This is a genomic window from Nitrosovibrio tenuis (assembly GCF_900109785.1).
Lineage (GTDB): Bacteria > Pseudomonadota > Gammaproteobacteria > Burkholderiales > Nitrosomonadaceae > Nitrosospira > Nitrosospira tenuis_A.
This window is the reverse complement of record NZ_FOBH01000002.1, coordinates 167,619-180,195: the sequence shown is the minus strand read 5'-3', so window position 1 is coordinate 180,195 and position 12,577 is coordinate 167,619. Positions and strand designations below refer to the sequence as shown.

Annotated in this window: 12 protein-coding genes; 9 read left to right on the top strand and 3 right to left on the bottom strand. The window is 56.4% G+C overall.

Annotated features, from left to right (window positions below):
* Window positions 1-84: 84 nt before the first annotated feature.
* From BMX00_RS03555 to BMX00_RS03530, 6 genes are all read left to right on the top strand, one after another.
* Complete coding sequence (locus BMX00_RS03555; protein ID WP_090827192.1) at window positions 85-1,068, top strand: DnaJ C-terminal domain-containing protein; 984 nt, start codon at window positions 85-87, stop codon at window positions 1,066-1,068.
* Window positions 1,065-1,457 (top strand): chaperone modulator CbpM, encoded by a 393-nt coding sequence (locus BMX00_RS03550; protein ID WP_245727644.1) that lies wholly within the window; start codon window positions 1,065-1,067, stop codon window positions 1,455-1,457. Before BMX00_RS03555 ends, BMX00_RS03550 begins: the two co-directional genes overlap by 4 nt.
* 81 nt (window positions 1,458-1,538) lie before the next feature.
* Window positions 1,539-1,745 carry a hypothetical protein gene (locus BMX00_RS03545; RefSeq protein WP_090827189.1) on the top strand — a complete coding sequence of 69 codons (207 nt, stop codon included), beginning with the start codon at window positions 1,539-1,541 and terminating at the stop codon, window positions 1,743-1,745.
* Between the two features lie 6 nt (window positions 1,746-1,751).
* Complete coding sequence (locus BMX00_RS03540) at window positions 1,752-2,606, top strand: hypothetical protein (protein WP_090827187.1); 855 nt, start codon at window positions 1,752-1,754, stop codon at window positions 2,604-2,606.
* Between the two features lie 272 nt (window positions 2,607-2,878).
* Entirely contained in the window at window positions 2,879-3,220 is a 342-nt protein-coding gene (locus BMX00_RS03535) for a hypothetical protein (RefSeq protein ID WP_090827185.1), read from the top strand.
* 368 nt (window positions 3,221-3,588) lie between these two features.
* Complete coding sequence (locus BMX00_RS03530; protein ID WP_090827184.1) at window positions 3,589-6,438, top strand: cation-translocating P-type ATPase; 2,850 nt, start codon at window positions 3,589-3,591, stop codon at window positions 6,436-6,438.
* Window positions 6,439-6,648: 210 nt separating this feature from the next.
* Here BMX00_RS03530 and BMX00_RS03525 read toward each other — a convergent pair whose 3' ends face one another.
* Window positions 6,649-7,095, bottom strand: a complete 447-nt coding sequence (locus BMX00_RS03525; protein WP_090827181.1) for a YjjA family protein — start codon at window positions 7,093-7,095, stop codon at window positions 6,649-6,651.
* A gap of 572 nt (window positions 7,096-7,667) precedes the next feature.
* Here BMX00_RS03525 and BMX00_RS03520 point away from each other — a divergent pair.
* Complete coding sequence (locus BMX00_RS03520) at window positions 7,668-8,252, top strand: hypothetical protein (protein ID WP_143053035.1); 585 nt, start codon at window positions 7,668-7,670, stop codon at window positions 8,250-8,252.
* A gap of 272 nt (window positions 8,253-8,524) precedes the next feature.
* Here BMX00_RS03520 and BMX00_RS03515 read toward each other — a convergent pair whose 3' ends face one another.
* Window positions 8,525-8,740, bottom strand: coding sequence for a Y-family DNA polymerase (locus tag BMX00_RS03515; protein ID WP_090827177.1), 216 nt, complete (start codon window positions 8,738-8,740; stop codon window positions 8,525-8,527).
* A gap of 67 nt (window positions 8,741-8,807) precedes the next feature.
* Between BMX00_RS03515 and nhaA the strand changes: the two genes are divergently transcribed.
* Both nhaA and BMX00_RS03505 read left to right on the top strand, forming a co-directional pair.
* Window positions 8,808-10,649, top strand: coding sequence for a Na+/H+ antiporter NhaA (gene nhaA / locus BMX00_RS03510; RefSeq protein ID WP_090827175.1), 1,842 nt, complete (start codon window positions 8,808-8,810; stop codon window positions 10,647-10,649).
* Window positions 10,650-11,077: 428 nt separating this feature from the next.
* Window positions 11,078-11,488, top strand: a complete 411-nt coding sequence (locus BMX00_RS03505; protein ID WP_090827173.1) for a DUF2892 domain-containing protein — start codon at window positions 11,078-11,080, stop codon at window positions 11,486-11,488.
* Window positions 11,489-11,671: 183 nt separating this feature from the next.
* On the opposite strand, the gene BMX00_RS03500 is transcribed toward BMX00_RS03505, so the two are convergent.
* Window positions 11,672-12,445, bottom strand: a complete 774-nt coding sequence (locus BMX00_RS03500) for an SGNH/GDSL hydrolase family protein (protein WP_245727642.1) — start codon at window positions 12,443-12,445, stop codon at window positions 11,672-11,674.
* Window positions 12,446-12,577 lie beyond the last annotated feature (132 nt).

Below are 12,577 nucleotides of genomic sequence, written 5' to 3'. Positions count from 1 at the left end.
CGAAATCCGCTTGTAACAGAAGAGAGTTGCCGGTATCTTGCATGAAATCCAGAAGTTTTTGTTTTCTCCCCTGCCCAAAATTAGATGGAATTCAAGGATTATTACAAAATCATGGGCGTGCCACGGGATGCGTCTCAGGACGACATCAGGCGGGCTTACCGGAAGCTCGCACGCAAATATCACCCCGATGTAAGCAAGGAACCCCAGGCGGAGGCGCGCTTCAAGGAATTGGGCGAGGCCTATGAAGTGCTAAAAGATCCGGAAAAACGCGTGGCCTACGACCGCCTTGGCACCAACTGGAAAGAGAATCAGGAGTTTCGGCCGCCGCCAGACTGGAACGCGGGCTTCGAGTTTTCGGAGCGGGGGTTTGCAGGCGGTGATGCGTCGCAGTATAGCGACTTTTTCGAATCTCTCTTCGGCCGTTCTTTCCGTTTTACCCAAGCCGGCAGAGAGGGAGCCGCACCCGGCCGCGGAGGCACCCACGATTTTCACGCCCCAGGCGAGGATCACTATGCCAAGGTAATGATCGACCTGGAAGATTCCTATACGGGGGCGACCCGCACCATAACGCTCCAGGTGCCCGAAGTGGACGCGCAGGGACATTTAACGACTCGCGAACACAGGCTCAACGTCGTTATTCCCCGGGGAATTCGCGCAAAGCAGTATATCCGGCTTCCCGGGCAAGGCGCACCTTCGGCGGGAGGACAAGGCAAGCGCGGCGATCTGTACCTGGAAGTTGAATTCCGGCCGCATCCATACTATCGTGTGGACGGCGCCGATGTTTATCTCGATCTGCCGGTCGCGCCGTGGGAGGCAGCCTTGGGGGCAACCGTAAAAGCGCCGACCCCCGGCGGGGTCGTCGAGCTCAAGATACCTGCGGGCTCCACTACGGGGCGGAAGCTGCGATTGAAAGGCCGTGGTATACCCAGCAAAACGCCAGGCGATTTTTTTGTCGTGCTGCGCATCGACACCCCCCCCGCCTCCGATGAGGCAGATAAAGCGTTTTACCGCAAAATGGCCGAGCAATTCAAATCTTACAACCCGCGAGCCGGATTGGGGGTGAAATGATGACAGGCGAAAGTGAACGGGAGGCAGGCGGGCAGGACCAGCCACATGGCCCAAAACTGAGCGGAGTCATTCTGGACGAGGAACACCTTCTGACGCTGACCGAGATCAGCCAGGCCTGCTCCGTGCAAACCGGCTATATCATCGAGCTGGTCGACGAAGGTTTGCTGACTCCTGAAAGCGGCCCGGAGATCAGCCCCGGGGAAGCACCTCACTTCTGGCGTTTTACGGGGGCCCAGATGCGCCGTGCCCGCAGGGCATCCAGATTGCAAGTCGATCTTGGTATCAACCTTGCCGGCGTGGCACTGGCCCTGCAATTGCTGGATGAGATCGAAGCGCTTCGGGAAAGGCTTGAGGCGCTGGACCGCGCCAATCGGACTTGGGAGGATTAGATCAAAAAATCTTGACGCCAATCGGGCAATATGATAATTAGAACTCCTGTATCAGATTTCACTGATAATATGCGAGCTAATATGAGAGTTCTAAAGGAAAAAGACCGGATTCTGTATGACAAGCTGGTGCGATTGGCGGGTGGCGACTCGGGAATTGTCATAAAGGTTCTATCAAATCCGCATAGGTCTTCCGTTGACCTCAAAACGGCAATCAAGGAAATTGAAGCGCTTCGCAATATTCACAAACCCGCTACCGCTCCCTCCCTGCCCCAAGCGGCAACCGTATAACCCGGCATGTCCATAGCCTGGGCGACGGTAGTCATCGTTGTCCTGCTGCTGCCCGGATTCGCTTTCTTCTGGGGACTCTACGCCCCGAACCAGGTCACACGGGAAGTCTCTCCCGCCAGCCCCCTCGCGCAGTTGGCCGGCGTGGTGATTATCAGCTTTTTCGTCCATGCGTTCGCTTATCTCACCATCAACACAGCACTTTGCGTGAATTTCCCGCCGATCGCCGTACCGTGCGTGGATTTCGATGAACTCTCCGCTCTGGTCCGCATCGATGCCTTCACCCTGCCCGGCACCCCCCACCCCACATTCCGCGCCATGCTGGACCGGTATATTTTCTGGATCCTCCTCTATTTTCTTGCAACGGGAGCTCTAACAGGTCTGGCTGGATTCGGAGCCGGCAAACTGATCGAACACGGCCATCTCCGCGGCTTTACCCGTCACCGGTACCTGTTTCTGCTGGAGAAAGGAAGAAAAAGCGAAGAATCCGAGCTTGTGCGCGCGTACGTCCTGTCCCGTACCCAGAACCTGAACACCGTCGTATTTTACGACGGCATACTACAGGATTTCTTTGCCAAGGCGGACGGCACCATCAGTTATATTGTTCTGCACGATGCCAACACCTCGGCCATGGAAATTACCGCAAGCGGCCCGGCGCACTCGAAAAACTCCATACCGCTCGATGTCGAATCCGGCGTGCGGACGACAAAACCCTTCCTGGTCATTACCAGCGAAAACATTGCAAACGTCTATTTCGAGCCACTCAATATACTCAGAATCGAAAGTGGTGAAGATGCCGAGGCGCTCGATAAAGCCATTGACGAGCTGGAACAATCGGCCGGCAAAACCGCTTCTAATATTTAATGGGCCCCTGAGGATAAAAACGCTGTAGGGGCTTCAGGAGCCCTTTAATCTGTTATTTAGAGCGCACTACCAAGCCTACAATAACCTCGCCCTGATACCAAACCGCTACTTCCAAACGCTCGGGACACTCACAGAATGCAGCCTGAACAGAAATTTGAGTCCCTTCATTTGGACTGTCCAAGTGCTTCGCCAGCACAGGCAGTTATGTACGGCAGCGAACGGAAACTGAGATGCGTTTTCCCAAAGATTGAGCCTTAACCACGAGCAGAATAATGGAAAAAGAGCCTCTGACGAAGTTGACTTGGCGTGGCCGTGAAACGGTCGAAGCCGTGCCCCCGCTGCTCGATCGCGCTGAGCAGATAGAAATTGACCTGCCTGCCGGCTATAACCACTCCCTGTTTCGACTGTTGCATCCCGATGCGCCTCCGGCTCAGTTGGAAGAAATTGATATTTCAGGTGGCCCGCGGCTCCTCGCGAACCTCGCGTCTGTCAAGGGGCTGGAAGAACTTCAAGGATTAATCGCACCCCTCGACGCAGCGCACGCCGCCGTGAAGGTTTCCAGCCCGCCCAAAATCGTCATTACGCTTCCCGGCGCGAAAAAAAACACCAAATAATGCTTTTCCCGAGGGAATTTCCATGAAAATCTATTCCTTATTGGGGGCAGGATTGATCGCCCCGGCGTTCGCGGCATTTGTGGAATGCGCGACATGGATGACGCGCAAAATGCGCCGGACTGCGGCAGAACACTAAGCTTTGCGGGAAGATTCTTCCGTATAGCAAAGCGACCATATTGCATGAGTTAATTGGAGCGCATTCCGGTAGGGCCCGGCTTCGCCGCTACATCTTATCGCCTTACTTAAAACTGATATTCATGGCGCGGAAACGAGCTGAAGTTTGCCTCTTTCAGATTCCCGCCTTTGATTTCTTCGGCCATGAGATTGGAGCCGGCTATCAGCCACAAATGGCGGTATAAAGCACGCAGATGGTTTCCTCAAATGCCGGGCAGGCCCAAAAACATCCCTATCAGCAATCCGTTGAAGACCTCGTGGCGGCATTCGCCACCCATGCTCACCGGGGTTTGACCGAAGATGAAGCGCGAGCCCGGCTGAGTCGGTACGGCAGGAATGAACTGGCCTCGGAAAAGCCCATACCCAAGTGGAAAAAATTCCTGGCCCAGTTCCAGAATGTGCTGGTTATCCTTCTATTGGTCGCGACGGCCATTTCGGCGGGAATTTGGTTGCTTGAGCGGGAGTCGGCCTGGCCCTATGAAGCCATCGCTATCTTCGCGGTCGTACTGCTCAACGCGGTCATGGGCTACATACAGGAGTCGCGAGCGGAGGAAGCGGTAGCGGCGCTGCGCCAGATGTCTGCAGCACAGGCCAAAGTGATCCGGGACGGCAAGCAGCGAAGCATCGACGCAGCGGAATTGGTGCCGGGCGATATCATAGTAATTGAAGAGGGTGATACTGTCCCCGCCGATGCGCGCGTGATACATTCGGCGGCCCTGCAAACCGCGGAGGCCGCGCTCACCGGGGAAAGCCTGCCCGTAGCAAAGGACACGCTTGCGATTACCGAAGACGCCGAGCTGGGTGATCGCCACAACATGGTCTTCAGCGGCACCCACGTGACGTTTGGGCGGGGGCACGCAACAGTGGTTGCGACCGCAATGCAGACTCAGATGGGCCACATCGCCGGGTTATTAGAGCAAGCGGCCGCAGAGGTAACGCCACTGCAAAAGGAACTCGCCCACATCGGAAAGCTGCTGGGGGTGATCGTTGTTGTTATCGCGGCCATTATGATCGCGACCATCATGATCGTTGAGCATGTGACCGGCTTTGCGGCGATTTTCGATGTACTCATTCTCGGGGTGGCGCTGGCTGTGGCCGCGATACCGGAAGGACTGCCGGCAGTCACCACTGCCGTCCTGTCGATTGGCGTTCAGCGCATGGCCCGGCGCCATGCCATCGTGCGGCGGCTCCCGGCAGTTGAAACGCTCGGCTCGGCGGACGTTATTGCTTCCGATAAGACCGGCACGCTGACGAAGAACGAGATGACGGTGCGCGTCGTGGTTACTGCGAGCGGCCGCGTCACGATGGGGGGCAGCGGATATTCGCCCGAAGGTGAAGTGCGGCAGGACGGCAATGGCGCGCCGGAAGCCATTTCCGGGGCACTGCGCATCGAACTGGAGCGCGCGCTTGCGGTCGCCGACCGCGCCAACAACGCCGTGCTGTTCGAGCGCGACGGGCGCTGGATGGTCCAGGGCGACCCGACAGAAGGCGCGCTGATAGTCGCGGCGCGTAAAGCGGGACTGGAAGCTGAAGCGCTCGATGCGCGCTTCAAGCGTATTGGAGAAGTTCCCTTCTCATCCGCGCGCAAACTCATGACAACGGTTCATACCGATGCTCATAAGCACGAACACCTGCTCATTTTCACCAAAGGCGCACCCGACCTTTTGCTCGGGCGATGCTCGCATGAGCTCGTGGGCGAAGAAACGCGGCCGTTGACAGCGGACCGCCGCGCCGCGATCGCCACGGCGAACGAAGAGCTTGCGGGCGATGCCCTGCGTTCCATCGGTGTTGCCTACCGTTCGCTGCCCGTCGACGCGCTCTCGGCTGATGAAGTTGACGAACGTATCGAGCAGGATCTCGTATTCGCCGGATTGATTGGCATGATCGACCCCCCTCGTCCCGAAGCGGGAGAAGCGGTGGCTCGCGCGGAAACGGCGGGGATAAGGCCGATCATGATAACAGGCGATCATCCTACCACCGCGGCTGTTATCGCCACCCAGCTCGGAATCATCAAGGAGACGCGCGCAATCAACGGTGCCGAACTGGAAAAGATGACGGACGAGGCTCTGGATCAAGCGGTCAGGGAAGTTTCGGTCTATGCGCGCGTCAGCCCCGAACATAAGCTTCGCATCGTCCAGGCGTTGCAGCGCGGCGGCGCGGTCGTGGCGATGACGGGCGATGGGGTTAATGATGCGCCCGCCCTTAAAACTGCAGACATCGGTATAGCAATGGGGATCACCGGAACCGATGTTTCCAGAGAAGCTGCCGACATGGTGCTTGCCGACGACAATTTTGCCTCCATCGTCGCCGCTGTTGAGGAAGGGCGCGCCATCTTCTCCAACATTCAAAAGTTTTTGCGCTACCTGCTCTCGTCCAACATCGGTGAAGTGCTGACGATGTTCTTCGGCGTGGTGTTAGCGGATATTATCGGTTTGAAGCCCGAAGGCCAAACGATTGTGCTGCCGGTTCTTGCGACGCAACTCCTCTGGATAAATCTCGTGACGGATGGCGCGCCGGCACTTGCCCTGGGCGTCGATCCGCCGGGGGAAAATGTCATGCGCACACCACCCCGACCGCAGGGCGAAGGCGTTATCACACCCGAAATGTGGTTCGGTATCCTCTTTGTCGGTGTCATCATGGCTGTCGGAACGCTGCTGGTACTGGATGCCAGCCTGCCCGGCGGCTTCATAGAAGGCTCAGGCAGCATGCGCTACGCCCAGACCATGGCATTTACTACCTTGGTGCTGTTTTCGGTTTTCACCGTTTTCAACGCACGTTCCGACGAACAAAGCGCATTCATTGGAATGTTCACGAACAAATGGCTCTGGGGCTCGCTTCTCCTGGCGATTCTGCTGCAAGCGGCGGTGGTTTACGTCCCGTTCCTGCAACAAGCATTCTCAACCGTTGCGTTGAGATGGGAGGATTGGCTATTTTGCATGCTTGTAGCCAGTTCAGTGCTCTGGTTGCGCGAATTGAGCAAACTCGTCACACGCATAAGAAACCCGCGGGGAGCGACCCGGAAAGCAGCCCCTATTTCTGCCTGATTTGAGCATTAGGAAGGGTGCGGGCTTACAGGCCTAAACCGCCATCTTCGACCAGATGCCCAGATGGGCAGATGGGTAGATGGGTAGCGCTCATCCGTCCATTCCTACAGGTGCTCCGTTTTGCTCATTGGTACCTGCAGGCGGGCGGGCGATAATTCCAAAGCCCGCCGCAAAATACCAGCATGGTCACCGTATTTCGGAGACCGGCAATTAAAACATGGACTTGGCCTGGTCAAGTATCTTCTGGCATACTTTTTTCACTGCCGCAGCTTTCAGGCCGGCCATACTCAAATCGACGCTCTGACCACCGCTGCCGGTCACAATACCCTGCGCCCCGCTGATATAGTCGGGGTTACTCTGGGCTGGTTGATTCCCCTCACTCGTGATCTTTCCCATCAACTGGTCCTTGACCGAAGAGGCGGTATCGCCGCTCAGGTAATTGTTCTTCATGCAGAATTCGATAATTCCCGCGGCATTGCCTGTGCTTCCGGATGTTATGGATGACAATGATCCCAATGACGAAGCTGCGCCACCGAGGCCGCCCCCGCCTGTGATGTCTTTCAACTGCCCCAAGCCCTGGGCTGCAAGAGAACCCGAAAATATCGCGATGGCAACGGCGCTGCCTAATAGCAAGGGATGACGTCTGGAAATGTTCATTCAGTTTTCCTCCGATTATTGAACGAGTTTCCATGTCACGATGGAGCCTCGGATTTTACAACCAAGCCTGCAATTACTTAAAATCTTCTCGCCGCGCGACGTTTCTATCATCGCTTGGCAGATAAACCTTCGGGTAACCTCTATTACCTTCTATGACTCTTACGCCATCATCTCGCTCGGGTCATATCGTCAGGCGTGATCCTTTTGATTTTTCCTCCCCGGTTAAGTTCGGTATTCGGAATGGATAAGCCCGCCTGGATGCCGGATGGCTGTGTAATGGCCCCGGTGAACGTATAGTGCCAATGTGCGTAAGGCCGACGCCGATTTCCCTCGAAGCTTTGGATTCTCCTATGCTTTCGGCATTCAGGCAAGCCCTGCAAAATGTCATCGCATAGCCGGACCGTGCGTTATTTGATTTGCGTCCACACCGTACTCATCGGTTGGCACTCGTGGCGGACGGGAAATCCATCGTAATGATTGGATAGACATGGTTGCACGGGGCCCTTATCAATATGCCTCGACCAGAAACGAGGATGAGCGTCGGCACCACATGGCCTGGAACAAAGGCTTACGTGAAGATTAGGCGATTATTTCTTCCATTTTTTACGGTTCTTCTGCTGGGACTGACTCCTGGTGACCCGGCGTGCGCATTTGATGGGCACGATGGCGACTTTGATAGCTGGGATGATGATGGTCACGATGAAGGAGATGACGCCGGTACCGACGGCGGAGATGACAGCGGCGCGGGGCACCAGGGAGCCGAGGGCCAAGGCCATCATGAAAGAGATGGCCCTCATTATGCCCATGCGTGGCCCGGATGGGGACCAGGATGGGGTTTTGCTCCAGCCTTCGGGGGTTTTGGCGTTGGCCTCGATGGTTTCGGAGGTCCAGGCTTTGGAGCGTTCGGCTACAGTTCGCCTTATTATCCTTCCGCTTTTTATGATTACCGCCCTATATACTATGCACCTATAATTGTCCCGCCCGCTCCGCCGCCCGTGTATATTCAAAAGCAGAATACACCCCACTCCGGCACCGGAGCACAGCCCGGCTATTGGCACTATTGCCGGGAACCGGAAGGCTACTATCCCCAGGTGCAGGAATGCCCGGATGGCTGGGAACAGGTGTCCCCACAGCCGCAGAACGCCGATCCGAAATAAGCTCATCAGGCATGTGCCAGGGCGAATTATTTTCCTTCTTCTTTTCCTCCTTTTCCCCAATGCTCGCGCAAATCAATAGCTGGCGACGCCTGGCGCCTCATAGCGGTTTTTATGAAGACCCCGCCCCCAGCCCTGACAGTTTTCAGGATGTGTCGAGCTAAAAGCTGCAACCCATCCTATTCTCCAACGCCGTATGTCATGGGCCATTCCTGCATTGCCTCCTCCAGGCATACCGGCAAGCCTGTCCAGATGCGCACTCGATGACTAATCGACTACCCCATATCCGTAGCAGTTGGCCCGAGTTTGCTCAAGCCATTTAAACTGAGGAAACTGTCATCAATGGAATACGTTTCTCCATTAGGGCTATAGTCTCGCAGAATCGCTATGAACTGGTTCGACATATCGTCGTAGAGACTATAGTTAGAAGAGAGCGCGACGATATTGTGCTTTTCTGCCAGTTCCTTTAGCTGGAACCACGGCTTACCCATCTTGACGGCCAGCCGGTTGACGCAATTTGGCCGAAATATAAACGTGAAGCGAAGATGAGCCCATTCTGTGTCGCAGGTGAAACTTAGCAGCAGGCTCGATCGTCGGGTCGATAACGACTACGACCACACGCTCGGTCCAGCGAACGCTGAAATAACTTTGGTAGAGTACGGAAGCTACGCATGCCCGTACTGCCGTGCTGCGAATGAGAGAATAGCTCAGGTTCGTGATCAGCTGGGCGATCGTCTTCGTTATGTATTCCGGCATTACCCGCTAACTGGAAGCGATATTGCTCTGAGGGCCGCCGAGTTAGTGGAGCATGCGAAAGACGCCCAAAGCTTTTGGGACGCCCACATCGCGTTGATGACACGTTCGGAGACGTTGACAGAGGAGGATTTGATTGCGGTTGCCCGCGATCTGGAGGTGCCGCTACCAGACGCTGATAAAGCTAGGGAGGCCGACGAGCGTGCCAAGGCGCGCGTCCACGCCGATGTAAAGAGCGCCCAAGTCAGCCACGCCTTGGTCACGCCGACATTCTTTATCAATGGTCGCCGCTATGATGACCCGTGGGATGAAAGCTCTTTCGCTGATGCGATGCTCGGTGCCCCAGGGCACAGGTTGCGGGGCGTAGCGCTCGACTTTGCCGACTGGGCGCCCTCGGCGGGCGTCCTGCTCCTGCTGGCGACGATTCTTGCTGTGGCTCTGACAAATTCCAGCCTTGGCGCCAGCTTCGTGGCGCTGTGGGAGCTGTATCTGGGCGTTTCACTCGGTGACGCCGAGTTCAGGATGTCCTTACTCCATTGGATCAATGATGGTCTGCTCACGATCTTCTTTCTAGTCGTGGGGCTGGAAATCAAGCGCGAATTTACAGTCGGCCGCCTAGCCAGTGTACGATCGGGAGCCCTGCCCGTTGCGGCGGCCGTCGGCGGCATGGTGGCGCCGGCGATCCTTTACCTGTTAGTGATTCCTGCGGGAGCCTGGTCGCACGGATGGGGGGTTCCGATGGCGACCGACACAGCGTTCGCTGTGGCATTGATCGTAATGATGGGAAACCGCGTGCCGGCCGAGCTGCGCGTCTTCCTGACGGCTGCGGCTATCGTCGACGACATCGGCGCGATCATCGTCGTGGCGGTCTTTTACTCCGGCACGATGAACTTCGGCTATCTCGCGGGGGCCTCGGCCATAGTTGCGACGCTGGCTCTCCTCAACCGTTTCCATATTTACAGCGTCACGCCCTACGTCCTATTGGGCGTCCTGCTCTGGGCCTGCGTGCTCGCAAGCGGACTTCACGCCACCATGGCGGGCGTGATCCTGGCGCTGTTCATTCCGACAAGGCCGCCCCCGAATCTGACGGCAATGATGGTCCAGGCGGATGCGATCCTGACTACAGAGGCACGACGTAGCGGCGAGGTCTTGCGGCACGGCCCCTCGCTTCCGGCGATGCGAGCGCTCGACGCAATCCACGATCGCCTGGAATCGCCGGCCGATCGCCTGCTGCGAAATGCTGGTGGCCCGTCGAGCTACATTGTGCTGCCGCTGTTCGCCTTGGCCAATGCAGGAGTCGCGGTTACGGCGGATGCACTCACCGGCCATGAACCGCTTATGCTTGCGATTATCGTCGGATTGGTGATCGGCAAGCCCCTGGGATTGGTGTCGGCATCAGTCATCGCTGTGTGGCTCGGAATCGCCACCAAGCCTGATGAATATTCGTGGCGCCAATTAATCGGAGCCGGCGCACTAGCCGGCATCGGCTTCACCATGTCGCTGTTCATTGCTAGCCAGGCATTTCCAGTCGAATCCGATTTCTCTGCTGCAAAGATTGCTGTGTTCGCCGGCTCGATAGCGTCAGCAGTCCTTGGCGTGGCGATCTTGTGGAACGCGGACGGGCAGCGCGGACGAAAGGACGGGTAATGAAACCGCAAAAAAAGCCAGCACCTCTCCTGCACGATGACTGGCAGCCTTGATTTTGAGGTGTAACCGAAACCGACGCTTGGCTAAGGCTGTATGTGCGCTGGCGAGCAGAAAACCATTTCAAACGAGGAGACAATGGGCGTCAAGTGAGCGGACTAGTCGGACCAGTGGCTACCAGCGGCTTGTTCGCTTTCATATAAATCGACATTGGAGGAGAAACCTCATGAACAGCATTATCTGGTGGGTAGGCTTTATTGTCATCCTTCTCGCTATCTTAAGCTTTCTCGGATTGCGTTAAAACGAGGCATCGTGCAGTTTTACCGCCTGGATGGCGGAAAGGTAGAAGGTGTTCATGGAAAACTGAGTACTTCGGAGTACCCTCTGAGTACCTTCTACCTACGACACAAATACTTCAATTTGAGAAAGTCATGAATTCACCAAATCGGGCAGACGCTACCATATCTGCCGCCGACCGGGTACGACGTTCCACTCCATCACATAGCAACGTTGAAATTGATCGCCAGACTGACCGCAATATCCGGCGCTACATCGGAGCCAGCCGTGAGGCCATTCTTGCGCGTATTCATCAGTTGGATAAAGAGTGGGACATCGAACGGGTAATTGAAGTCAATGCTTCGTCGCTGGCTTTGACGGGGCTTGTGCTGGGTCTCACCGTCGATAAAAGGTGGTTTGCGCTGTCGGGTACCGTTCTTTCGTTCCTGTTGCAGCATGGGCTGCAAGGCTGGTGTCCGCCCGTACCCATACTGCGCCGTCTTGGCTTTCGCACGCGTCGCGAAATAGACCGTGAAAAATATGCGCTTAAGGCGTATTTGACATAAGTGATCTCACGATAGACCTGAGGTCCCTTGGGCGATGTGATCATCCAGGCACCCACAGGGAGTATAGTCCGATAGAATCGATCAACAGGTGGCCCGCCATCGGGGCCGAGCCGTGAGGACCGAGGACTCCGTGATAATGAGCCACTTTCAGCGCAGGCTGAAACCCGATGTCTATCATCTGCATCAAGCAGCACCTCCACATTGTTCATCGCGGACCTTCAGCACAGCCGGAAGGAACGCCGCGCGCACTTCTGATGCGCCTCGAAGGCTCGGCTCGATCGTCTGCGTGAACCAGGAGGGATCACCACCCAGGAAATGCTGATGAATATCGATGAGTTGCCCGTAACGCGAAGCGAGTTCTTTGATTACCTGATTCATCCGGTTAAAGTTTGGGCGGGCAATTCGCGGATCGACATTCAGAAAATTGCGTGAGTCGTCGCCGAACGTCGGATCGTAAACGGTGCCGAGCAGAACTGGTCGCACGGGCAGCGTCCGCAGGAATGCGTCCAGCCGTTGTCTGAAGCGTTCGATGCCCTCGCCACGATCCGCTGCAAGCCCTTCGATAAGATCGTTGCCTCCGATTGTTACCAACGCGACCGCCGGCCCCGCCACCTGAAGCCCTCGTGCTTGCCGTCGAAGATCATCGACCAGGGCGCCGTCCTGTGCGCGGTGATCGAGCTGCGCAGGTCCGAATGAAAACAGATCGCGGCCCTTGAAGCCGGGGAACAGGCAGTCATCATTGCGTACAATCAATTGCCCCGGATGCACGCCATATTCATTATATCGGGCGCAGTCGAGGATTGAATCGCCGAACGTAAAGAGGGTGAATATCCTGCTCGGGGAGGTTGCGCCGAATGCATCCATAGCCATCGCCGTGGTGCATGCGACGAACGTTCGCAGCCATCGGCGCCGCCCATCGTCAAGCTCACCATTGTTCACTACTGTCGATATGTCCACCAGCGCCTTCTATAACCCTGTAACCAGTGCATTCAACATAAAGCATGGAACCATTGGACATGGACAATCGATACAGGGCGCCGGGTTCCATGCCAAAAAGCAAATCGTCATCTGCCTGAGCTCCGGCTGCTC